This is a genomic window from Lewinella sp. IMCC34183 (assembly GCF_003390915.1).
Lineage (GTDB): Bacteria > Bacteroidota > Bacteroidia > Chitinophagales > Saprospiraceae > Neolewinella.
In genome coordinates this window covers 438,964-461,795 of the sequence record NZ_QMEM01000001.1, presented here as the reverse complement: position 1 = coordinate 461,795, position 22,832 = coordinate 438,964, and the positions used below count along the sequence as shown (strand labels likewise).

Sequence of the window (22,832 nt, the reverse complement as noted above, 5' to 3'; positions counted from 1 at the left end):
AACCTCCTGGGGCTCTTGTTCCTGATTCTCCTCTGCACCTGCGGGCCCGCCGAACCGGCAGAAGCGCCCGCCCCCGCGGGGGCCGCGGCGATCATCGACCGCGCCGTGCGGGCCCACGGGATGGAGCGCTTCGATAGCGTAGCCATCGATTTCGCCTTTCGCGACCGTCACTACCAGGTCCTGAACGATAACGGCCGGTTTGCCTACCGCCGCAGGTTTGTCGATAGCCTGGGCGGGGAGGTGACCGACCTGCTGACCAACCAGGGGCTGACCCGCATGCGTGAGGGAGAGACGCCGGCCCTTACGGCCCAGGACAGCGCTGCCTACGCCTCGTCGGTCAATTCGGTACGCTACTTCTTTATGCTGCCGTACGGGCTGTACGACCCGGCCGTCAACACCGAAGTGCTGGATACCGTAGCATTGGAAGGGAAGACCTACGACCGCATCCGTGTGACCTTCGACGCCGAGGGGGGAGGCCGCGATCACGACGACGTCTACCACTACTTCTTCGACCGGGATTCCGGCGAACTGGACTACCTGGCCTACACCTTCGAGGTCGACGGTGGCGGGATCCGGTTCCGCAAAGCGATCAACAAGCGCCGGGTGGACGGCGTGCTGGTGCAGGACTACGTCAATTACGGGCTTGACGGAGCGGACCGCGACATCGACCGGATCGCGGCCCGCTTCGCCGCCGGTGAACTGCCCGAGCTTTCCCTCATCGAGAATACGGAGGTAAAAATCGCGGATCCTCCGGCAGTAATTCAGTAACGAAAAGGCGGTGACGCCACCAGGGGTGGGGGAGACTGAGGCGAGCGTCCTCGTAGCGCAGGTCGTCGACGAAGATCAGGTCGATGTCTACGGTCCGGGGTCCCCAGTGGACTTCCCGGGTCCGGCCCAATTCCAGCTCGATGGCCTGGGTCACGTCGAGCAGGCGGTGCAGTTCGGGGACAAGCTCGCTTCCCCGGCAGGGCCGGCGGGTATCGATCACGAGGATCTGGTTGAGAAAGTCCGCCTGGTCTGGCAGGCCCCACGCCGCGGTTTCGCGTACGGGGCTACGGTACACGATGGGACCGATACGGGATTCCAGCAGGTTGGCGGCGCGATTCAGTAGGGTTGCGCGGTCGCCCCGGTTAGATCCGGTGGATAGAGTTAGTTTTGCCACCCCCTAAAGGTAGTTATGACGTTACCCCCCTTCGTAGTAGTGGAAGGCAATATCGGCGCCGGCAAGACCACGCTGGCCCGTCGGCTGGCCCGGGACTTCAATCACCGGCTGATCCTGGAAGAATTCAGCGACAATCCCTTCCTTCCCCTGTTTTACCGGGAGCCGGAACGCTACGCCTTCCCCGTCGAGCTTTTCTTCATGGCCGAGCGCCACAAGCAACTGCACGGCGAGCTCTCCAGCCGGGAGCTCTTTACCGGCGGTACCGTAGCCGATTACCTGTTCATCAAGACCCTGCTCTTCGCGCGGAATAGCCTGAACGAAGCGGAATTCCGGCTCTTTAACCGCATCTACCGGGTCATGGACGGCGGTTTTCCCCGGCCGGACGTGATCGTCTACCTCCATCGCCCCGTGACCGCCCTGCAGGCCAACATCGCCAAGCGGGGACGCGATTTCGAGACCGGCATCACCGACGAATACCTGACCAGCGTTCAGACGACGTACTTCGATTACTTCCGCACCTTGCGGGACGTTCCGGTGGTCCTGCTCGAACTGGACGAATTGGATTTCACGACGGACGAAGGGCTGTATGCCCGTATGGTGGAAGCCGTTGCAGAACCACGCGGCCCGGGGCTGCACCGCGTCGATTTTCACTCCTTCCGCTCGTCGCCTAGCATCAGCGGGGGATAGGTCACCTTATGCTTCAGGCGGTAGGTAGACAGCCGGTTATGGTAGTAGTGGAGCATGGAGAAATTGTCGCTGACGATCCGACCGTCGCCATCATACCGCAGGGGTTTGTCGATATGGTAATTACCGATGCTGGCGATCCCCTGGCGGATGATCTCGGCTCCCGGCACGCGAAGCTCGTTACTCACCTTGGCGCGGTCTTCGCTTTCCAATTTGAGCAGCTGGTCCCGCAATTGCTCGACTACCTTGATGAGGGCATCCTTCCGGAAGTAAAAGTCTTCCGCGGGGAGCCGCAGGAGGGCATACAGGTCGTCCTTCGGGAAGCTGCGCTCGAGCATGGCGAAGGCCGCGTAGCTGATCAGGTGGCTGGGAAGCACGATACCGTCCGCATGGTAGCGCTCGACGATGCGGTTGGCCAGTAGCCGCGTATACTCGCTTTCCCGCTGCAGGTCTTCGTTGATAACCCCGTGCTGGTCGCGGAAGTACTCCCGGGTCGATACGTGGCGTCCGCTTAGTGCGTAGCTCTTGCCGTTGGCCTCTACGCGGTTGCCGACCACGTCCAGGGGCTGGCCGAGGCTGATCGTGATCTCGTTGCCCTTGCTGAAGACGCCCCAGACGAATTTGAGGATACTGCGCAGCGAATGGAAGCTGTCCTTCGCCTTGATGTAGCGGTCCTGCCCCTCGCGGCGCAGGTGTTGCTCGATGAGGAACTGTGCCTCCAATACGAAGGGGTAGCTCAGGATGACCGGCACGATGAATACCTTTTCGTCGCGGCCCTGCTGGTAGCGCGCCCGCTGTGCCTCGACGGCCGTACCCAGCAGACCGAGCTTCAGGTGGGTTTCCAACGCGCCGGATCGCGAACGCGTCCCCCCGGGGAAGAAGAGTGAGGGCACCCCCCGCTGGATGAGCAATTTACTCATCAGCTTCAGGGTGGTCATGTAGATCGGGTTGCGCTTTCGCCGGTCGACGCGGTAGGCACCCAGGCGGTTCATGAAGTAGGCCGTGTAGCCGGTGTTGTACAGGTTGAGTCCCGCACCGAAGGCCATCGCCTCGAGTCCGGCCACTTGGTCCAGGGCGTAGCCGATCAGGATGCTGTCGAGGTTACTGAAGTGGGTGGGGACCAACACCACGGTACCCTTGCGGCTGAGTTGCCGCACCTGGTCGACGTAGCCGCGTACCTGCAGCTTTTCCTGCAGCAGCACCTTCTTGGAAAAGAGGCTGGTGAACGTGCGCCCGCCGGCCGCATTAAGCAGGCGGCCGAAAAAGAAGGTAAGGAAGCGCCGCGCGAAGCGGAAGGTGGGTATTTTGAACGTGCCCACAATCTCCTCGGCGTACCGGTGCACGATACGCTGCAGCAGCGACTGGGCGGCTTCCTCGGCGGAGGCGGGTTCGTCCTCGTCGATGGAGTGGGTGGCCAGCAACTTGGCCAGACGCTTCCAGTAGCTGCGCTCCTGGGGCGGGTCCACCTTCCAGGGTTCGGTTTTGGTACGTACCTGCTCGCTGAAGATGGTCTTGCTCAGCACGTCGGTCAGGTTGTCCCCGTGCTCCTGGTTGATCCGGTCCACGCTGGCCGCTTCGAGCCGGCGTACGAAATTCGCCCGGTCCTCGCTCAGCTTGTAGATCTCCCACTTCTCGATGTCCGATTCGGTGTGCGCGTACGCGCTGCCCTCCCGTTCGAAGGGCGGGGCGGGGTGGGGAAGGGTAGGGTCCGGTGTGGGGTACATCTGCTCAGCTTTGACCGTCGGGACGCCTTATGCGCCCGTGGTTCCGTAGAAGGGCCAATTTACCGCTTCCAGGGCGCTTTCCATGTATTCGAGTATTTCGTCGCGCCCGGCCTCGCTGGTGGCGCTGGTGAGGAAAACCGGTGGCAGTTCTTCCCAAGACTTGAGGAGCTCGGTACGGAACTCCTCCACGCGTGCCCCGTCGCGCGCCTTTTTACGGTCGGTCTTGGTGAAAGCCAGCACGAAGGGGACCCCGTGTTCACCCAGCCAGTTGACGAATTCCAGGTCGATAGTTTGGGGAGGGATATTGCTGTCGATCAGCACGAAGGCACTGACGAGGGACTGCCGGTTCAGGAAATACTTTTCCGTGCGGCTCTCCCACTTTCCGCGGGTCTTCTTGCTCTGCTTCGCGTATCCGTAGCCGGGCAGGTCGGTCAGGTACCAGCTGTCGTTGATCAGGAAGTAATTGAGCAACTGGGTCTTTCCGGGTTTGCCGCTGGTATGCGCCAGCTCCTTGCGCTGGGCGAGCATGTTGATCAGGCTGCTCTTGCCTACGTTACTGCGCCCGATGAAGGCGAATTCCGGCTTTCCGTCCTGGGGAGCCTGCACGACGCGGGCGTGGGAGGAGGCGAAACGGGAGGTCTTGATCTGGGCCACGGGGAAACTCTTGGGGGTAGATAAAAAACGGGCGCCCGCTTACGTGAAGCGGGCGCCCGATAGATCGTAGGCTGAAGCCTAATTGTTGGAGTCGCTGTTGGAATCCGACTTGGAGGATTTCTTGGACACCTTCTTGGGGCTGATGATTACGTTCATCCTACGTCCCTCCATCTTCGGCATCGCCTCGGCGGCACCGAGATCCTCCAGCTCCTTCATGAAGCGGAGCAGCAGCAGCTCGCCACGGTCCTTAAAGACGATGGAGCGGCCACGGAAGTGGACGTAAGCCTTAACCTTGGCGCCATCCTCCAAGAAGCCACGGGCGTGGCGGGTCTTGAAGTCGAAGTCGTGGTCGTCGGTATTGGGGCCGAAACGGACCTCCTTGATGACGGTCTTAACCGCTTTGTTGCGGATCTCCTTTTCCTTACGCTTCTTTTCGTACAGGAACTTTTTATAGTCCGTAAGCCGGACGACGGGCGGACTTGCGTTGGGGCTAATTTCCACCAGGTCGAGTCCGAGGTCACGTCCCCAACCTTTTACCTGCCGGGTATCGAATACGGTGCCGCTTTCCAGCTGCTTACCGATCTCTCCTGAAATCTCTTCCAGGTTATCGCCTACCAGGCGCACCTCGGGTACGCGGATCATGTCATTGATCCGAAATTGGGGGGTGGTTTCCTCTCTGCGCGTATAACGATTGCGGCCGCCGCCTCTTCTCTTAGCCAATAGATTGTTGGGTTATGTTATAAAATGTAAAAGTACGTAAGGGGGGATTGTTCAACCCACTACCGCCGCCGCCCCGGATATCCCGAAAAAATCCGCGTGAGCGGGCATTTTGGGTCCTCCGGGGCGGCGGATAGGGTCGTTGGTTACTCTTCCGAAGTTACCGCTTCCTGCTGAATGATCGTCAGGCCGTCGCCACTTTCGTTCAGCTTCGCCACGAGGGCGGTGCCACCCTCGGGGTTGTTGTTCAGGATGTACTCGGCCAGCGGATCCTCGATGTACTTCTGGATAGCGCGGTGCAGGGGCCGGGCGCCAAACTGAGGATCGAAGCCTTTCTCGGCCACGAACTTCTTGGCATCCTCGGCGAGCTCCAGCTGGAACTCCATGGTCTGCAGCCGCTTGTACAGGTCCGACAGGGCAATGTCGATGATGCGGAAGATCTCGTCCTGTCCCAGGCTGTTGAAGATCACCACGTCGTCGATCCGGTTCAGGAACTCCGGCGAGAAAGTGCGCTTCAGGGCGCTGTTGATCACCGACTTGCTGTTCGCCTCGGCATTCTCGGTACGGGCCTTGGTCGCGAAACCTACGCCCTGACCGAAGTCCTTCAGCTGGCGGACACCGATGTTGGACGTCATGATGATCATGGTATTCTTGAAGTCGACCTTGCGCCCCATACCGTCGGTCAGCTGTCCGTCGTCGAGCACCTGTAGCAGGATGTTGTAGACGTCGGGGTGGGCCTTCTCGATCTCGTCGAGCAGGATGACGCTGTAGGGCTTGCGGCGGACCTTCTCGGTAAGCTGGCCGCCTTCTTCGTAGCCGACGTAGCCCGGAGGCGCACCGATGAGGCGGCTGACGCTGAATTTCTCCATGTACTCCGACATGTCGATCCGGATCAGGCTTTCCTCGCTGTCGAAGATGTACTTGGCCAGGGCCTTGGCGAGCTCCGTCTTACCGACACCCGTGGGGCCGAGGAAGATGAAAGTACCGATGGGCTTGCTGGGATCCTTCAGGCCCACGCGGTTACGCTGGATGGCCTTGGTCACTTTGGTGATGGCGTTGTCCTGTCCGATGATGACGGACTGCAGGTCGCTCTCCATACCGACGAGTTTCTTGCTCTCGTTCTGGGCCACGCGACGGACGGGAATGCCGGTCATCATGCTGACCACCTCGGCAATGTCTTCTTCGTTGACGGGGTAGCGCTTGGTCTTGGCTTCCTCCTCCCACTGCTTCTTGGCGTCCTCCAGGTTGCGCTGGAGTTTGCTCTCCTGGTCGCGGAGGTCGGCGGCGCGCTCGTACTGCTGGTTCTTAACCGCAGCGTTCTTCTGCTCTTTGACCTCCTCGATCTTCTTCTCGACCTCCTCGATGTGCTCGGGGACGGTGATATTCTTGAGGTGGGTGCGGGCACCTACTTCGTCGAGTACGTCGATGGCCTTGTCCGGCAGGAAGCGGTCGGTGATGTAGCGGTCACTCAGCTTTACACAGGCCTCGATGGCTTCGTCGGAGTAATTGACGTTATGGAAGTCCTCGTACTTCGGCTTGATGTTGTTGAGGATGTGTACGGCCTCCTCGGCGCTGGGCGGGTTGACCAGGACCTTCTGGAAGCGACGATCCAGGGCGCCGTCTTTCTCGATGTGCTGCCGGTACTCGTCCAGGGTAGAGGCACCGATGCACTGCAGTTCGCCGCGGGCGAGGGCGGGCTTGAAGATGTTGCTGGCGTCCAGCGAACCGGTAGCGCCACCCGCTCCCACGATGGTATGGATCTCGTCGATGAAGAGGATCACGTCGCGGCTCTTCTCGAGCTCGGTCATGATGGCCTTCATTCGCTCCTCAAACTGGCCACGGTACTTGGTACCGGCTACTAGGGCGGCCAGGTCAAGCATCACGATGCGCTTATCAAAGAGTGTCCGGCTCACCTTGCGGTCGCGGATGCGCAGCGCCAGACCTTCCACGATGGCGGTCTTACCCACGCCGGGTTCGCCGATCAGGATCGGGTTATTCTTCTTGCGCCGGCTGAGAATCTGGGAAACGCGTTCGATCTCGGTTTCGCGGCCGATGATGGGGTCGAGGCGGTCTTCCTCGGCCAGGGCGGTGATGTCCCGACCGAAATTATCGAGCACGGGGGTGCGTGACTTGGAGTTACCCTGTCCGCGTCCGCTACGACCCTGACCGCCGCGGCCGGATTCGTCGTCCTCGAAATTCTCTTCGCCGCTGCCCGGTGCCTGGTTGAGGGGCAGGGAGAGGTCTTCGGTAAAATCTTTTTCGTCTTTCACGTAGTCAAGTTCAGCTTTGTAAATTTCGTATTCCACCTCGAACTGTCGCAGGATCTTGGTCGCGGGCAGCTCTTTGTTGCGCAGAATAGAAAGGATTAGGTGTTCGGGGCTGACCTGGGAGGTCTTCAGGGCTTTGGCTTCCAGGAACGTGACTTTCAGGACGCGGTCGGCCTTGTCGTTCAGGGGAAGCTTGGAAAGGGAGTTGCCGCTGGCTTGTCCGCCGTTGCGCTGGATGTTTTCGCGCAGGGTGTCGGTGAGGGCACTGATGTCCACGGCGAGGTTGCGCAGGACGCGGGTAGCCAGGCTGTTGCCCATGCTGAGGACGCCAAGCAGCAGGTGTTCGGGGCCCACGTAGGAGTGCCCCATTTTCTCGGCCTCCTGCTTACCGCGAGCCATGGCCTGCTTTATTTCGGGGTTAAATTCCCGTTGTGGAGGATTCATTCAATAGACTTTGGAGGGGTTTCAATAAATAGATCGGGCGGGGTCGCAGGTGCGGGGGGGGATTGGTAGAAGCGAACGCCTGCCCGTAAGTTAAGACGTAACTGAAAGAACCGTGCCACGCGTATGGGGCTGACAAAATATCCTGACAATTCGCCGCGGTCGGCCAACAAAATTCGGCCCTTCGGTTGACTTACGGTATGGAAACAAAGCAGGGACCCAATAGTTGGTTTCCTGCCGGCTTGGTTGGGGCTTCTGGACTGCTTTTCCGGCCGGGACCGAGCCTTCGGTCGGTTAAGGAATACCTAAGGCCCACGGGCGGCCCGGCCCCCGCCTTGCGACTTCGTACCTTCGTGGACGCTTCGGGGCCACCCGGCGTGCTACTGCTACCTGCCATGTCTTTCTACCGTTACCTTCTCCCGGCCACGCTGTTCCTATCCTGTGCCCTGCTACCGCGGGAGGCCCTCGCCACCGGTGACAGCCTGTACTTCCTGCTCCCCTCCGATACCGTGATTCTGCGGTCCGACCGCCTGTCCGGCCACCTCCTCTTCGATCACGTACTCGCCCCGCGGCAGACCCTTTACGGTGCCGCTACGTTCTACGGCCTTTCCCTGGAGGAAGTTTACCGTATCAATCCTGAGCTCCGTAAGGGCTACACCCCCGGCTCCCGCGTCACCGTGGCGATTCCCCGGGAGGCGGTCCGGCCCTCCTTCTCGGCCGACAGTATCGCCTGGTTCGTGCCGGTCCGCTACCGGATGTCGCCCGGCGAGACGCTCTTCGGCCTGTCGCGCCGCACGCTCGGGTTGCCGAGCGACAGCCTGCTGCGGGCACTCAATCCGGGGCTTACCCCGGAAACCCTGTCGCCCGGGCAGGTGCTGAAGGTCGGCTACCTGCGCATCGACGGTATCGCCCCCGATTCGCAGGTCGAAGTATCCGATCCGTACGTCCTGCGCAACATGCCCCTGCGCACCCAGTGGGACAGTACAATGCTGCAGCGGAACCTGCAGCATACCAACGGCAAAGCCGCCTGGTCGGGCCACGGCGACCAGGCCAAGTGGATGGTCCTGCACCGGACCGCCCCCCTGAACAGCCTCGTGGAGATCGAGGAGCCCCGCAGCCGCAAGACCCTTTACGCCCGCGTGGTCGGCCGTATCCCGGAACAGGTCTACGACAGCCGGGTGATCCTGGTCGTGAGTCCGCTACTCGTAAAGGCCTTCGGGGTCCGGGACCGGGAATTCTACGTGCGTACCCGACATCTTTAATTAGCAGCAGGAGTACCGGACGGGTTACCGCCTCCCGGGGTAACGGCCACCGGCCAGGACAATCGACCGGGATATTGGCTGAGTACCACGATACCTGCGATCGGCCGCTGCAGGAATAGCCTCGGCACCCGCGGCCGCGCCAGGCAACCATCACCCGTGGTGAGGTTAAAAGACGACATCCATACAACCGACGGCCTCCATCAGACTGCTTACTTTACTACCTTCGCCGCCCGATGCGCCTCAAGCAACTGGACATAAAGGGATTCAAGAGCTTTGCCAGCCAGACGGTGGTGAACTTCGACGCGGACGTGATCGGCATCGTGGGCCCCAACGGATCGGGCAAGAGCAATATCGTAGATGCCATCCGCTGGGTACTGGGCGAGCAGAAAGGCTCGGAACTGCGGCTCGATAAAATGGCCTCGGTCATCTTCAACGGTACCCGCAAAAAAAAGGCGGGCAACCTGGCCTCGGTCAGCCTGACCTTCGAGAACGACAAGGCGCTGCTTCCCACCGACTACAACACCGTGACGGTGACCCGCATGCTGTACCGGAGCGGCGACTCGGAGTACCGCCTCAACGGGGTACAGTGCCGCCTCAAGGATATCCGGGATCTCTTTCTCGACACCGGCATCGGCTCCAATTCCTACGCCATTATCGCACTGGGGATGGTGGACGATATCCTGGCCGACAAGGACAACAGCCGCCGCCGCATGTTCGAGCAGGCCGCGGGCATCAGCAAGTACAAGAACCGGAAGAAGGAATCGCTCCGTAAGCTGAAGAATACCGAGGATGACCTGGACCGCATCGAGGACGTCCTCCACGAGATCGCCAAGAACCTCACGAGCCTGGAGAAACAGGCCAAACGGGCCCGCAAGTACCGCGAGCTGAAAGGGCAGTACCGCGACCTGAGCCTGCTGCTCACGGGGATCCGCGTAGAGAAACTGCGGCTCGACTTTTCCCGCGTGAAGGCCGAAACGGAGCAGGCCGAGACCGCCTACCGGCAGGCCGACGAACGCATCGAAGCCCTGGAACGGCAACTCGACCAGCAGCGGAAGCAGCACGTGGACAAAGAACAGCTGGTCGGCGAACGGCAGCGGAAGCTCAACGCCCTGGTCGGCGAACTGCGCGGTCTGGAGAACGACCAGCGCCTGCTGCAGCAACGGAAGACCTTCATAGCCCAGCAGACGCAGAAACTACGCGCCGATATTGCCGCGGCCGACGGGCAGCTGGCCGACCTGGCCGAGCAGCGCGACCGCATGTCCGCCCAGCTCAAAGAGGAGCGCGCCACTCTCACGGCGCGGGAAACCGAACGTACCGCCGCCGAAACCGCCCTGCAGCAGGTGCGGGAGGGCCACGCCGGGCTGAAGTCGCAGCTCGACAGCGGACTGCGGGAGCAGCAGGAGGGCGAGCGCAAGATCTTTGAACTGGAAAAGCGCCGGGCCATCAACGGCAACCAGATGGACAACTTTCGCTACCAGGTGGAACGCAACCTCGGTGACTTGGAAGCCCGCCGGGGGGAGCGCGAATCGGTGGAAGAGGAACTGGCGGCCCTGCGCAAGGAGGAAACCGCCCTGGCCGAAGCCCTGGCGGACCTGGAACGCCGCGAGGCCGACCGGCAGCAGGCCATCGAGGTCACCGTAGCCGAAACTGAGCGACTGCAGGCGGAACTCAGCCGCATCAACCGCGGTCTTGATGCCCGCCGCAACGAGTACAAACTGACCAAAAGCATGATCGACAGCCTGGAGGGTTTCCCGGAGTCGATCCGCTACCTCAGCAAGAACCGCGGCTGGACCGACGACCCCCAGCTGCTCTCGGACCTGCTCCTCGTGGACGCCGACTACCGCGCCGCCATCGAAAATTACCTGGAGCCCTACCTCAACTACTACGTCGTGGAAACGGCGGCCGAGGCCCAGCGGGCCATCAAAATGCTGGCGGACAAGCAGAAGGGCAAGGCCAACTTCTTCCTGCTCGAGGCCATCCCCGCGGAGCCTGCGGGGAGTCCCGCCGCCGCTCCGGAGGGGGCGCGGCCGGCCACGGCGGTCGTCACCGTAGACGCCGCCTACCGGCGACTGACCGACCGGCTGCTCCACAACGTTTTCGTGACCGGCGACGACGAGCTGCCCCCGCCTCCCGCCGACGGGGCAACGGTGCTCTCGCGGGCGGGCCGGTACATCCGGCGCCCCTTCGCGGTCTCCGGCGGTTCGGTGGGGCTTTTCGAAGGGAAAAAGATCGGGCGCAAGAAGAACCTGGAGCTGCTCGAGAAGGACATCCGCGAGGCGGAGGGACAGGCGCGGGGCGTCAGCAAGCAGCTCGAGGCCGAGCGGGCGGCCCTGGCCCAGCTGCGGCAGAACCGGCTCGACCGGCAGCTGCCCGAGCAGCAGCGCTCGCTGAGCCGGCTGCAGCAGAAAGCGGCCGGCATGCAGGCGCGGGTGGAGGGCTTCCAGTCCTTCTTTTCCGATACCCAGGCCAAGAACACCCGCCTGGAGGCCGACGCCGAAAAGCTGGTCGCCACCAACGCCGAGATCGACGCGGAACTACGCCAACTGCGGGGGCGCATCGATGCATTACGCGATGCCGTATCCGGTACCGACGAGGAATACCGTCGCTTGAGCGAGGCCCTGTCCGCCGCCAGCGCCCGCTTCAACCAGGAAAATATCCAGTACATCCAGCAGCAGAACCGGGTGGAGACCCTGGAGCGCGAGCTGGCCTTCCGCGAAAACCGCCGGGCGGAACTGGGCCGGCAGGAGGAACGCAACCGCGAGCAGCTGGCGGCCCTGACGCGCGAGGGCGACCAGATCGGGCAGCAGGAAGGCACCCTCGCGAATAACATCGCCCAGATGCGCCAGGAGAAGGAGGCATACCAGGAAACCCTCGGCGCTGCCGAGAAGGCCTACTACGCCGCCCGCTCCGAGATCAACGCCCGGGAGGACGAGCTGCGCAAGGAGAACCGGCAACGGCAGGACGCGCAAGTCAAGGTCAACCAGCTGCGCGAAAAGCTCACGGACGTCCGTTTCCGCCTCAACGGCGTCGAGGAACGGCTGAAGATCGAATTTAACCTCGACCTGGCCCAGCTCGCCGAAGTGGAGATCGAGGAATGGACAGGTACGGTACCCGAACTGGAAATGAAGGTAGATCGCCTCCGCAGCCGCATCGGGAACTACGGCGAGATCAACCCGATGGCGGTGGAGGCCTTCGACGAGATGAAGGAACGCCACGAGACCATCACCGCCCAGCGCGACGACATCATCGCGGCAAAGGGTACCCTGCTGAAGACCATCAAGGAGATCGAGGAAACGGCGACGGTCCAGTTTTTAGACGCCTTCGAGCGGGTGCGGGTGTACTTCATTGACGTGTTCCGCAGCCTCTTCACGGAGGACGACAACTGCGACCTCATCCTCCTGCAACCCGAGGACCCGTTGGAGTCCGGTATCGAGATCGTAGCCAAGCCAAAGGGTAAGCGGCCCCAGACCATCAGCCAGCTGTCGGGTGGGGAAAAGACGCTGACGGCCACGGCACTGCTCTTTGCCCTTTACCTGCTCAAGCCCGCTCCCTTCTGCATTTTCGACGAGGTCGACGCGCCGCTGGACGATGCCAACATCTCCAAGTTTAACCGGATCATCAAAAAATTCAGCAAGGACAGCCAGTTCATCATCGTAACCCACAACAAGCTCACGATGGAGGCCGTGGATTCGATCTACGGGGTATACACCACGGAGCAGGGCGGATCCGGTGTGGTCCCCGTGCAGTTCACCGAGCTGGAAGGCAGCACGGCCTTTTCCGCCCGCTAGGTCAGTTCCTTACCCACGAGGTATCCCGACGTGCCGTTCAGGCCGGGGCCGGGGTGGGTGGCCGCGCCGATGTGGTACAGGTTCTTGATGGGGGTATGGTGCCCCTTGGGGTCGGGAAGGGGCCGCCAGAAGAGGAACTGGTCGAGGCTGGCTGCACCGCAGTAGGGGTCGCCGTTCACGAGGTTGGGATTGATGCGGGCCAGATCGGCGGGTGAGATGACGTGGCGCTCGAGGATGTCGGCACGGAAACCGGTCAGTTGCCGGTCGAGGATGTCCACTACGCGGTCGGCGTACGCTTCGGCGATGGCCTCGGTCCACGCGCCGGCGCACTCGATCTCGCCCTTGCTGTCTCCGGTGGGATAGGCCGGAAGCTCCTGCAACTGGATCCAGATCGTCCATTTGCCCTCCGGGGCGCGGCTCGGATCGATGGCCGTATGCTGCCCCACTACGATCGTCGGCTCGGTTGGTAGCAGGCCGCAGACCGCTTGGTTGACGGCCTGGCTCACGCCGTTGAGCCCCGGCGTGACGTGAACCATGCCGGTGCGGCCCAGCAGGGGGTCCGGCCACCGCGGCGGGTGGTCCAGGGCAATCATGATCTGCATGTCCGCCCGTCCGTAGCGGTAATTGCGGGCTTGGTTCCGGGTCTCGGCGGGTACCGCATCCTCCGGCAGCAGGTGGGTGTACAGGGCGGTGGGGCTTACGTTGGCCAGGACGATCTCGGCGGGGTAGGCGGTCCCCCCCACGCTAACGCCGGTCACGCTGCCGCCGGTGACGTGGATCTTCTCGACCAGAGAATTGGTATGACAAACGCCCCCCTGCTGCTCGATGATGCGTACCAGGGCTTCGGGCAGCCGGGAACCTCCTCCTTCGGGAACCGGCATTCCAACCTGTTCGAAAGACGCCAGGATGACCCGTAGCATCAGGCTGCCGGCGGCATCGTCGGGACCGAGGCCCGTGTGCAGCGTCCAGGGAGCGATGGCGGCGTGGACCAGTTCGCTTTGAAAGGTGTTGTCCAGCCACTTTCGCGCGTTGGGAAGGGCTTGGCCCAGAAAGTCCATAAGTCCGTCCGGTCCGAGGTTCCACACGCCCTTGGCGGCCAGGCCGGCGCCGGACAGCGACCACAGTTCCCGTGAAAGCAGGCCGAAGACCAGCTCGGCGTGCCGGTCGAACGCTTCCATCGCGGCAGCGTAGGCGTCGCCGTCGCCGGAATGGGCGCCGTTGAGGGCCGCGATATTTTTTTCGCGGCTATCGTGCAGCACCAGCGAGCGTCCGTCGGGCAGCAGCACGCCGGCCGTATTCTCCGTATTTAGGTAGTTGAGCCCCTGCTCGGCGAGCGCCTCCTTCAGTTCCTGGTAAAAGGGGCCGGAGGTGAACAGGGGGTGAAAACCGCTGAATACCTCGTGGCGGAACCCCGGGACGTCCATCTCTTTGGTCAGGATGTTGCCCCCCAACCACTCGTTTTTTTCAAAGACCGTGACCTGGTGGCCCCCGCGGGACAGCAGGACGGCGGCGCAGAGGCTGTTGATGCCGCTGCCGATTACGATTACACGTTTACTCATGGGGTGCTGGAGTTGGGGGCCGCTCCCCGCGCGGCCAATTGGGCGCGCAGGGCTTCGATGTTGCCGAGGTACTTTTCCACGAAAGGCAGCCACCCGCCGATCTGTTCGCGCCGCGCGGGGGTGTCGGCAGCGGCGATCTCCGCTTCCAGGTACCTCCGCGCCTGCGCCCGCAATGCCGGCGTGGTACCGATCCGCCGCAGCGCCGTAAGCACCACGAAGCGGTAGCGGGAGCCGATGCTTACCCCGAGAACGGCCGCCAGCATCGCCGACCGGTCGCGCAGCGGCAGTGACCGGCGGCCGAGTACATTGAGCACCTCCACGTAGACCTTGTCGTAGCGCGAGCGGACCAACTCCCGGAGCCGCGCTTCCGTCTGGGCCGGCAGGGGGTCCGCCGGCGGGTGTTCGGCCAGTACGATCTTGAGTTGCAGCAGGGCGTTCCGTTGCAGGCGGGGCTCTGGCCGTGCCAGGTACTCGCCCAGCACGGCAACCGCGTGGTCGGCCGGGGTGGTCCGCACCAGGTCCGCCCAGCCGGGCTCGAGCTGCTGGGGCCAGTTGACGGGCGGTACGTCGGTGAAGGCCGGGCGGGCGGCCTTGCGGTTCATGGCCTCGAGGTCGATCCGTTGGGCGGCTACCTCGAGCCCGTTGACGGCCCGCAGCAGGCGGTCCAGCACGTAATAGTCGGTTTCTTCCCCGTCGAAGCGGGCGCGTATCCGGTGGGCCACTTCGGCCCGGGTCTGCCCGCTGGAGCCCAGCGCGTGTACGATGCCGTCCACTTCGTAGGGGTGGTCGGCGAGAATTTCCTCGAGGTGGGGCACCAACTCGGGCGTGCGGTAATGAGCCAGCAGGTGCAGGTAGGCGGGCAGGTCATCGTCGCCGAACTTGCCCCCCCGGTACACGGCGGCAAGGCGGGCCAGGGTCTCAGCATCGCCGTATCCCGAAAGGTTTTTCAGGATGGCGGTGGTGTAGATGTGCCGCCCCTCGCTTTCAAGCGACTCCAGCAGGAAATCGCGGGCTTCCCCGTTCCCCAGGGCCCCGAATACGCCGTAGATCAGCCGGGTAGCTTCCGGCGATTCGATGGCCAGCAGCCGGTGCAGGTACGGCGGCAGAAATTGCGCCAGTTCCGGTTCCTTCGCGTGGACGGCGGACTGCCCCAGCCGCCGCAACACGCCGTTGCGCGCCCCCTCGTCGAAGTCAAACAGGGCCATGTATTCCGGGTGCTTAGCCCAATAAGCCACGTAGGCATCGGGTACGGCACCCGTACCGGATTCCCGGCGGAACGCTCCCACCACCCCTTGGAAGGCTTCGGGCACCACCGTCGACCCCAATACGGCCGCTACGCGGTAGGGGAGGGTGGCACCCAGATCGGCGAAGTACGTACGCACTGCTTCCCAGCCGTTTCCGTAGGTGAGTTTCCAGACGCTTTCGGGTAGACCCGCGTACGGAAGCGCCGCTACCGTCACCCGGCCGCCGCCATCGAGCAGAAAAGTATACGTAGCGGAACCGTAGCGGGTTTCTAGGGTAGATCGGTATTCGAATGGGGCCATGTATCGCTGTAAACGCGTGAAGTGCCTAACGGATGACGAGCACCTGGTCCGGACGAAACGGGGGCGTGGGCGGCGGCTGACGGCCCTCTCCGTCGCCGATGAGCCCGAAAAGCAGGGGGAGGGCGTAGGGTTGATCTGGGTAGGCGGTCAGCCCGTCGGTAAGTACGAGGACCGCATCCGGGCGCGGCGTCAGTTTGAGTGCGGCGGTCAGTCCGGCGCGCATATCGGTGCCGCTGCCGCCGGGGAGGTAATTGATCCGGAAAGCCTCCTGCTGCGACACCACCCGGATCGGTTCGTAGGCCTGAAGGTCGCAGGGAATGATCGTCACCGGCGCGTCGAGCTGCCGGACCACGCCGGCCACTTCCGCGAGGGCCCGTTGCAGGTCGGGCGCCTGCATCGAGGCCGAGGTGTCTACGACAATGGCTACGTTGGCGGTCCGGTCACCGGCCAGGGTCGGCGGTAAGACCGGATGGTACACGGACTGTCGCCGGTTCGGCCGGCCGGAAACGTAGTCAGTGCGCATCCCGCGTCCCCGCTGCAGGGCGATGCTCAGGCGGTGATTCAGTCGCTGCCGCCAGTTGACGCGGCTGCCCAAGACGTCGGCGGCCCACTCCTTCCAGCTTCCGGGGACGTCGCTGTCGGCAGCCTCCCGGGTACGACGGGCCACTTCCCGTCGGAGGATCTCCTCGTCGAGCGGACTGAGCCGCTGCCGGTCGCCCCGCTCCCAGGGGCGGGGCTGTCCGTGAATGCCGCTTCCCTCGTCGGGCACTTCGTCCGCCGCGGCGGGCAGCTGACGGTAGTAGGTTTCGGCGAGTTCCCCGTCGGCGAGTCCGTAGGCGGCCGCCCGCTGCCCGGGATAGGCTTGGGGCATGTGGAGACCCCGCCACCGCCCGTCGTTAATTTCCAGGTCAGCCGCCACGTTCCACCGGCGGGCGGCTGCCTCCCCACGTACGCCGAGCGCTTCGGCCCGTTCCCCGTGCTGCCGCAAACGGTGGCTGATCTCATGGACCCACAGGAAGGCCAGTTCGCTCAGTGCGCGGGTATGGTCGTGCTGCTCATAGATACGGTCGACGACGGACGGATTCCAGTATATGTTATAGTGTAGGTCGATGGCGGCCACCCGAACCGCCTCCGAAACGAGGATCCGGCAGCGAAACAGGGCCGGTGCGAACCAGGGCAGCTGCTCCGCGGCGAAAGCGCGCCCGAAGCGTACGCGTTCCGCCTGCCGCCGCCGCTCATCCGAGGACACGTACGAACTCGTTGAAGGCCGGGTCGCTGAAGACGGTACTCACCCTTTCCATCACCGTAGCGTAGGCGTCGGGGTTTTCTTGCGGACCGTGGGCCGCGATGCGGGCCAGCCAGCCGGCGCGGGCCAATTCCTTGAGGTGGACGAAGATCACGTCCCGGCGCCCGTCCGTGAATACATCCTCCGCCAGTTCCAGGTACCGACGAGAATAGGGTAGGAGGTCATCCGATTCGAGGGCGGGCAGAAGGCGGGCGTTGAGCCCGTAAAACAGCACGTAGAGCTCGGCGTCGTCGAGGTCATGCACCTCCACTTGGGTCTCACCACTGAGCAATTCGCGTGGGTCCGGCAGGCGGAGGTTGGCCAGGTGCTCGATCAATTGCAGGGCCGTAGCCTCCCCCAGGCAGCCCGCCACGAGGGCCAGGATGACGCCGCGATCGTCCGGCTCCGGGCCCTGCAGGGTATAACCCAGCAATTCGCAGCTGCACAGCAGGGCGGCCACGAAGTCCCAGGTACGCGGACTGGCGAAGCCGAAGGCGTTCTCTTCCGGATTACCGTGCAGGGCAGCGGGCCGCAGCCGCAGGAAACCACCGATGCGAATCTTCCATTCCGGCAGCTGGGCCCGGTGAGCGGCCGGGTCGATCTTTGGCAGGGTACCGGACGTCCAGCCCTCGGTGAGGGACCGGATATAAAGGTCCTCGGGAATATCCCACTGCAGGTGCACGAAGCGGTTGCGCAGGGGCGGACTCAGTTCCCACCCTCCCACCATCAGGTCGGGCGGGTTGGCGGCGGCCACGATGCGTACGCCGGTGGGAAGTGGCGCGAAACCTACCCGCCGCTCGAATACCACCCGCAGCAGGGCCGCCTGCACCGACGGCGGGGCCGTACTGAGTTCGTCGAGGAAGAGAATGCCGTCGGCGGCGGCGGTGAAGGCTTCTACCCATTCTGGCACGGCGTAGCGCACCCGCCCGTTCTCGAGGAAGGGCAGCCCGCTGAAGTCCGTCGGATCGTGGATACTGGCGATCAGCGTCGTCACCCGTACGTCATCCGAGGCGAGCCCCTCGATGAAGCTCGATTTGCCGACCCCCGGGCGTCCCCACAGCAGTACGGGAATGCCGGTCGGACCCTGCGGCGACGGGGTAGCCAGGGCGATCAGGAGGGCTTCGGCGCCGGTGGGCAGGAAAGTGGAATCCGGTAGGGGCATACGTAAGATCAGGGGGCGGAAACGCGGGTGCAGGGTAAAGGGGGACGCCCGGGCAATTGTTTGGGCTAGCAGGGAAATTGTCGGCCCGGGCTTTTTAGTCTGGCCTCGGGGCAGTAACTTTGTAAAACAAAGTGCTTCATGTCGCGTAACATCTCTACCCCCATTTCTGATCTCAGCCGCATCCGCAGCCTGATGGAGCGGTCGCGCTACTTCATCGGGCTCAGCGGTCTCTCCGGTATCGGGGCGGGCATATCGGCGCTGTTGGGCGTCGTAGCGGTAGTCGCTTACCGGTGGGCGGGGGGTAACGATCTCGCCTATATCTCCGAAGATCTTTACGCCAATGCTGCCCACCCGTGGGGTATGGCTCCGCTGCCCTTTCTGGTGGTGACGGCCGCCGGGGTGGTCCTGTTGGCCCTGGCCAGCAGCTACGTATTCACCCACCGGCGGGTACGGCGACTGGGGCACTCCATCGACGACCCCAAGACCTACAAACTCATCGCCAACCTGGCCGTTCCCCTCATGGCCGGCGGCGTCTTCTGCCTTGGGTTGCTGTACCACGGCGCCCCCGGCTTGATCGGGCCGGCCACGTTGGTGTTCTATGGGCTGGCGTTGCTGAACGGCAGTAACTTCGTCAGTGAGGCCCTCCGCGTACTGGCTTACCTGGAGATCGGGCTCGGGCTGTTGGCCCTCTTCGTGCCCGGCTACGGCCTGTACTTCTGGGCTGCCGGCTTCGGCTTCCTTCACATCGGGTACGGAGCCTGGATGTACCGTAAATACGACGCTAATGAACAAGGTTGATGCCGTAAAATCTACCGTAGCCGGGCTGAGTAAGCTCTATAGCCACCGCATGCGCCTCGGCCTGATGGGCATTTTGGTGGTGAACGACTGGGTCGACTTTGTCACCCTTCGCGATGCCCTGAAGCTGACCGACGGAAGTCTTGCCGGGCATATTAAAGCCCTTGACAAGGCAGGGCAGATCGAGACGGAGAAGCAATTCGTCGACGGCAAACCGCGAACCTCCTACCGCGCCACCGCCGCCGGGCGCACCGCCTTCGAACACCACCTAGGCGAACTCGAGGATTTCCTGCGTCTAATGGATAACTAGGCATCCGGTGGCCCACCGGCGAAATCGTCATGTCTTAAAACTTTAAAAATAAAAGTTCTTTATGATAAAATCCTATCATCTCTTCCTGCTTAGCGTGGCGTTCGCGTACTTCTTTTTTCCCATGGAACTCGGGGCGAACGTGTTTGCTTTCGATGCCCTGCTGATAGTGTTTCTCCTGCGGCAGCGGCCCACCCTCGGTCGGCGGGCACTCTTCGTGTGTACGGTAGCCGGACTGCTGGCCTCCGCCGTCAGCGTGGTGATCGTACATGGACGCGCCTCTATCCTGGCGCACCATATATCGCTGCTTTTGCTTCTCGGCTATGCCCAGCGGCGGGAGTTGCGGTTCGTCGGGTACGCCGCTCTGCTCGGGCTACTATCACTGGCCTGCGGACCGATGCGGTTCTTGCGGCGCATTGGCCGGTCCACGCAGTTTCTGCCCGTCGTGCGTACCTCCGGGCGATGGATAGGCCCCGCGGCGGTGGCGGCAGGGGTGAGTGTGCCGTTCCTGGTGCTCTACGGGGCGGGCAATGCTGCGTGGGGAGAGACGCTGCAGGAAGTCTTCGGGCGTTACCTGCCCTTCATATTCCACGTTACGGCACTCGAATTCGTAGGTATGATGGTGCTGGGATTAGCATTAACGGTGCCATTCTTCCTTACCGGCGACGAGGGCGGGTTGCTTGGCTATGATGCCGCCCTCAGCGATGAACTCCTCCGGCAGCGAAAGAAACGCTTGTCGCTGATTTCTCCGCTGGCTCTTCCGCGGGCGTACCGCCGCGGCCTGGTGACCTTTGGCCTGCTCAACTGTATCCTTTTTGCCGTCAACCTGACCGATCTGCGGTTCGGGTGGTGGTCGCCGGCCGGGCTGAGTGCTGCCGCGCTGAGCAGCTACCTCCACGAGGGGACCTACAGCCTTATCCTGAGCATCTGCCTGGCTATGGTCATGGTGCTGTACTACTTCCGGGGGAACCTGAACTTCTACGGGCCGGCCACACCGCTGCGGAGAATGACGTACCTCTGGCTCGGCCAGAACGCGTTTCTGGCCTTTTCGGTCGCGCTCCGCAACTACCACTATGTCCGGGAGTACGGCCTGGCCACGGGGCGGGTACAGGTAGGGTTCGTACTCGTGTTGATGCTGGTGGGACTGTACACGCTTTACCGCAAGGTGCGGTACCGCCGGTCGCTGACTTACCTTCTCCAGGTGAACGGACTTGCCGCGTGGCTCTTTCTGATCGCCTACGGCGCGGTAAACTGGAGCGGGGTGATCACCCGGGTGAATCTGCAAAGTGCTCCTGAGCGCATCGACTGGCAGTACCTCGTGCATGGACTGGACGACCGCAACGCCTTTTTGTTGCAAGCTTCATATGATCGGATTCCTGCCCAGTTTCAGCGCAACGTGAAGACCTCCAGGATGAAAATACCGCGCTACGACTGGCGGAGTTGGAATTACGCTGATTGGCGTAACCGATAGGGAACCATCGTCAGGGAAAATGCGCAACGTGACACGGCAATACGGTTGCCTAATCAGCGCTGGGGCGTAGCCTGATGAGTGGCCAGGCTACGGCAATTTTTTCTGTGCAAAAGGTTCCGGGGAGGCGCTAGAGCAAGATGAGGTATAGTCAAGATTACTGGCTTACGCAGTTGGTAGTGTTTATGTCCTGGCGGCAAACCGGATCGGATCAGCTTGGTCCTTGTGGAAGTATACCGCCCGCCTGAACGACCAGGCTTTATGTTAACTGTGGGTTAAGTTTTCGAAACTGGTACGTACGGAAACTCGCCGGTCCGGTAGTGGCCGGTCGATTTATCGACCGGCCACTACCGGACCAGCCACTAGTCGAACGGCCGCTACGCTGTCCCGCCTACCGATAGGCCAACTCAATTAGTTACTTAAAGAAACGGTAGGCAGCCGTCAAGGCGACCGAATTACTGTTCAACCCGGCGCTGAAGCCCACCACGTCAAGATTGCCGGTCGTGATGAGGACCGACACACTGGGAATCACCTCCGCCGAAACGTGAAATTGTGGATTGATGGTGTAGACCAGACCCAGTACATACCCGAAACCCGGAGTGATATTCACCACCGTCTGGGAAGCAGCGAAAAGGGCGCTCAGCGACAGGCTAAATTCCGGGCCCCGGGCAAATTGCAGGCGATCTGTTAGCGGACTACGACGCTCCTTGCCGATGGCGGCACCAACGCCCAGGTTTCCCTGGGAACCCGCGTTCGTATTTAAGTACGTGACGGAAGAACTGAACAGTCGGTACCGCCGGTACACGTCCTCGCCAATCCCCCGCTTGTAGATGAAGCCGAAGTTCTCCAGCCCGGTCAGGCGTATGCCGACCTCGCGCACCATCGCCGTCTGCGCACTTACCGTATTGCTGGTAGTAAGCACTACTGCCAGGAAAAGAAGGAATAGTGAAACTGAACGCATGATTTGGGCTCTAGTCTGCCGGACACCCGGCTGCTGCTATGATACGCTGCGCGTTCACTCCTTCATACCGCGGTGCTGGGTTTAACCCTACCTTAGGACTTACCGTCTACCTTAGCCGGTTGCTGCGCGCCCGCACGCAGTACGCTTTCCACGGACGTCCACTCCATATCCGCATAGCGATCGTTGTCGAGCGGGTTAAGCTTCCCCCGGCCGCTGAACATGTTGCGCATGTACTGCATCCCCTGCCAGGGCGGATATACCTCGTCGCGTTGGGGAGCTACCAGGCGCGTGACGTCGATTAGCGTACTCAACAAGCGTACCCCGCCGATGCGCAGGGTCCGATAAGGTTCGCCCCGAGCCCGGGTGGCCGCCTCCGCCAGTCCGTGGGCGTCGAGCACGTCGCCCGCGATACGCAGGTAGCGCGGGGTGTCGGGATCCAGGGCAGCGTGGGCCGTGAAGCGGGCGGTGTCGTCCATGGTGGTGAAATCCATGGGCTGACTGGCATCCCCGTAGTACAGCACGCGGTGGATGCGGTCGATTACGAAGGGCGCCAGCCCGTTGAGCAGGTCGGCAAACATGCCGTTCAGCACGGAGGTGATGCGCAGGGAAGATGCATCGGCGCGCGCGCGAAAAACGTTCCGCATATCCAGGTTGCGGTTCGTGCCCCGGGGAAGCCCCGTAAAGTCCAGCGAAAAATCCGAAGGCATAAAACGCGGTACCCCCGCCGCTTCCGCAGCTTCGAGCAACTGCGTCTGGCCGTCGATCACCGTGGCGGCCAGGCCCGATAGCGCGGAGACCACGCAGGCGGCCCCGCCGCAGGCGTCGGCCAGCCCGGCGGCGTCGGTGAGTTTGACTTCCCGGATTTCGGCTCCGAGCTCCCGGAGCGACCACAGGCGATCTTCCGCGGTGCCCGGCCGGACCAGTGCGCGTACCTGGCCGCCGAGCTGGGTGATCTCCCGGGCGATCCGCCCCCCTAGGTCGCCGGTTGCTCCGGCCAGTACGATGATGGGTGCCTTCTCCTCCATAACGGTATTTTATTGGTGTAACCCGCG

The 22,832-nt window shown here is 62.7% G+C and carries 18 protein-coding genes; 7 read left to right on the top strand and 11 right to left on the bottom strand.

Features of this window, described 5'->3' with window-relative positions; genetic code table 11:
• Window positions 1-15 precede the first annotated feature (15 nt).
• Window positions 16-768 carry a DUF6503 family protein gene (locus DQG19_RS01935; protein ID WP_157974273.1) on the top strand — a complete coding sequence of 251 codons (753 nt, stop codon included), beginning with the start codon at window positions 16-18 and terminating at the stop codon, window positions 766-768.
• Here the strand turns inward: DQG19_RS01935 and folK are convergent.
• The gene (gene folK / locus DQG19_RS01930) at window positions 716-1,162 is read right to left on the bottom strand and encodes a 2-amino-4-hydroxy-6-hydroxymethyldihydropteridine diphosphokinase (RefSeq protein ID WP_116124531.1); all 447 of its coding nucleotides are present in this window, start codon (window positions 1,160-1,162) and stop codon (window positions 716-718) included. The genes DQG19_RS01935 and folK overlap by 53 nt on opposite strands.
• A 15-nt stretch (window positions 1,163-1,177) precedes the next feature.
• Here folK and DQG19_RS01925 point away from each other — a divergent pair, with 15 nt between their 5' ends.
• The gene (locus DQG19_RS01925; protein WP_116124530.1) at window positions 1,178-1,849 is read left to right on the top strand and encodes a deoxynucleoside kinase; all 672 of its coding nucleotides are present in this window, start codon (window positions 1,178-1,180) and stop codon (window positions 1,847-1,849) included.
• Here DQG19_RS01925 and DQG19_RS01920 read toward each other — a convergent pair.
• From DQG19_RS01920 to DQG19_RS01905, 4 genes are all read right to left on the bottom strand, one after another.
• A complete protein-coding gene (locus tag DQG19_RS01920) occupies window positions 1,810-3,570 on the bottom strand; it encodes a 1-acyl-sn-glycerol-3-phosphate acyltransferase (protein ID WP_116124529.1) in 1,761 nt (586 codons plus the stop codon). The genes DQG19_RS01925 and DQG19_RS01920 overlap by 40 nt on opposite strands.
• Before the next feature lie 27 nt (window positions 3,571-3,597).
• Window positions 3,598-4,224 carry a ribosome biogenesis GTP-binding protein YihA/YsxC gene (gene yihA, locus DQG19_RS01915; RefSeq protein ID WP_116124528.1) on the bottom strand — a complete coding sequence of 209 codons (627 nt, stop codon included), beginning with the start codon at window positions 4,222-4,224 and terminating at the stop codon, window positions 3,598-3,600.
• A 78-nt stretch (window positions 4,225-4,302) separates the two neighbouring features.
• Window positions 4,303-4,944: a translation initiation factor IF-3 gene (gene infC / locus DQG19_RS01910; RefSeq protein ID WP_198661627.1), complete on the bottom strand. Its 642-nt coding sequence runs from the start codon at window positions 4,942-4,944 to the stop codon at window positions 4,303-4,305.
• A gap of 143 nt (window positions 4,945-5,087) precedes the next feature.
• A complete protein-coding gene (locus DQG19_RS01905) occupies window positions 5,088-7,652 on the bottom strand; it encodes an ATP-dependent Clp protease ATP-binding subunit (RefSeq protein ID WP_116124526.1) in 2,565 nt (854 codons plus the stop codon).
• 392 nt (window positions 7,653-8,044) lie between these two features.
• Here DQG19_RS01905 and DQG19_RS01900 point away from each other — a divergent pair, with 392 nt between their 5' ends.
• Together DQG19_RS01900 and smc are read left to right on the top strand one after the other, a co-directional pair.
• Window positions 8,045-8,911: a LysM peptidoglycan-binding domain-containing protein gene (locus DQG19_RS01900; protein WP_157974272.1), complete on the top strand. Its 867-nt coding sequence runs from the start codon at window positions 8,045-8,047 to the stop codon at window positions 8,909-8,911.
• Between the two features lie 233 nt (window positions 8,912-9,144).
• On the top strand, window positions 9,145-12,699 hold the full coding sequence (gene smc, locus DQG19_RS01895) for a chromosome segregation protein SMC (protein WP_116124524.1): 3,555 nt from the start codon (window positions 9,145-9,147) through the stop codon (window positions 12,697-12,699).
• Here the strand turns inward: smc and DQG19_RS01890 are convergent.
• Genes DQG19_RS01890 through DQG19_RS01875 form a run of 4 tightly spaced genes read right to left on the bottom strand, consistent with a single transcriptional unit; the run spans window position 12,696 to window position 18,249 of the window.
• Window positions 12,696-14,258 carry a phytoene desaturase family protein gene (locus DQG19_RS01890; protein ID WP_116124523.1) on the bottom strand — a complete coding sequence of 521 codons (1,563 nt, stop codon included), beginning with the start codon at window positions 14,256-14,258 and terminating at the stop codon, window positions 12,696-12,698. The genes smc and DQG19_RS01890 overlap by 4 nt on opposite strands.
• Entirely contained in the window at window positions 14,255-15,802 is a 1,548-nt protein-coding gene (locus DQG19_RS01885; protein WP_116124522.1) for a hypothetical protein, read from the bottom strand. The genes DQG19_RS01890 and DQG19_RS01885 overlap by 4 nt, the downstream gene beginning before the upstream one ends.
• 25 nt (window positions 15,803-15,827) lie before the next feature.
• Complete coding sequence (locus DQG19_RS01880; RefSeq protein WP_116124521.1) at window positions 15,828-17,051, bottom strand: DUF2201 family putative metallopeptidase; 1,224 nt, start codon at window positions 17,049-17,051, stop codon at window positions 15,828-15,830.
• Window positions 17,038-18,249 carry an AAA family ATPase gene (locus DQG19_RS01875; RefSeq protein ID WP_116124520.1) on the bottom strand — a complete coding sequence of 404 codons (1,212 nt, stop codon included), beginning with the start codon at window positions 18,247-18,249 and terminating at the stop codon, window positions 17,038-17,040. Before DQG19_RS01875 ends, DQG19_RS01880 begins: the two co-directional genes overlap by 14 nt.
• Before the next feature lie 138 nt (window positions 18,250-18,387).
• On the opposite strand from DQG19_RS01875, the gene DQG19_RS01870 reads away from it, so the two are divergent.
• From DQG19_RS01870 to DQG19_RS01860, 3 genes are all read left to right on the top strand, one after another.
• On the top strand, window positions 18,388-19,047 hold the full coding sequence (locus tag DQG19_RS01870; RefSeq protein WP_116124519.1) for a hypothetical protein: 660 nt from the start codon (window positions 18,388-18,390) through the stop codon (window positions 19,045-19,047).
• Window positions 19,034-19,354: a winged helix-turn-helix domain-containing protein gene (locus DQG19_RS01865; RefSeq protein WP_116124518.1), complete on the top strand. Its 321-nt coding sequence runs from the start codon at window positions 19,034-19,036 to the stop codon at window positions 19,352-19,354. The genes DQG19_RS01870 and DQG19_RS01865 overlap by 14 nt, the downstream gene beginning before the upstream one ends.
• A 61-nt stretch (window positions 19,355-19,415) precedes the next feature.
• Window positions 19,416-20,822, top strand: a complete 1,407-nt coding sequence (locus DQG19_RS01860) for a DUF4173 domain-containing protein (RefSeq protein ID WP_116124517.1) — start codon at window positions 19,416-19,418, stop codon at window positions 20,820-20,822.
• A 412-nt stretch (window positions 20,823-21,234) separates the two neighbouring features.
• On the opposite strand, the gene DQG19_RS01855 is transcribed toward DQG19_RS01860, so the two are convergent.
• Both DQG19_RS01855 and DQG19_RS01850 read right to left on the bottom strand, forming a co-directional pair.
• Entirely contained in the window at window positions 21,235-21,780 is a 546-nt protein-coding gene (locus DQG19_RS01855) for a hypothetical protein (protein WP_157974271.1), read from the bottom strand.
• A 92-nt stretch (window positions 21,781-21,872) separates the two neighbouring features.
• The gene (locus tag DQG19_RS01850) at window positions 21,873-22,805 is read right to left on the bottom strand and encodes an NmrA family NAD(P)-binding protein (protein WP_116124515.1); all 933 of its coding nucleotides are present in this window, start codon (window positions 22,803-22,805) and stop codon (window positions 21,873-21,875) included.
• Window positions 22,806-22,832 lie beyond the last annotated feature (27 nt).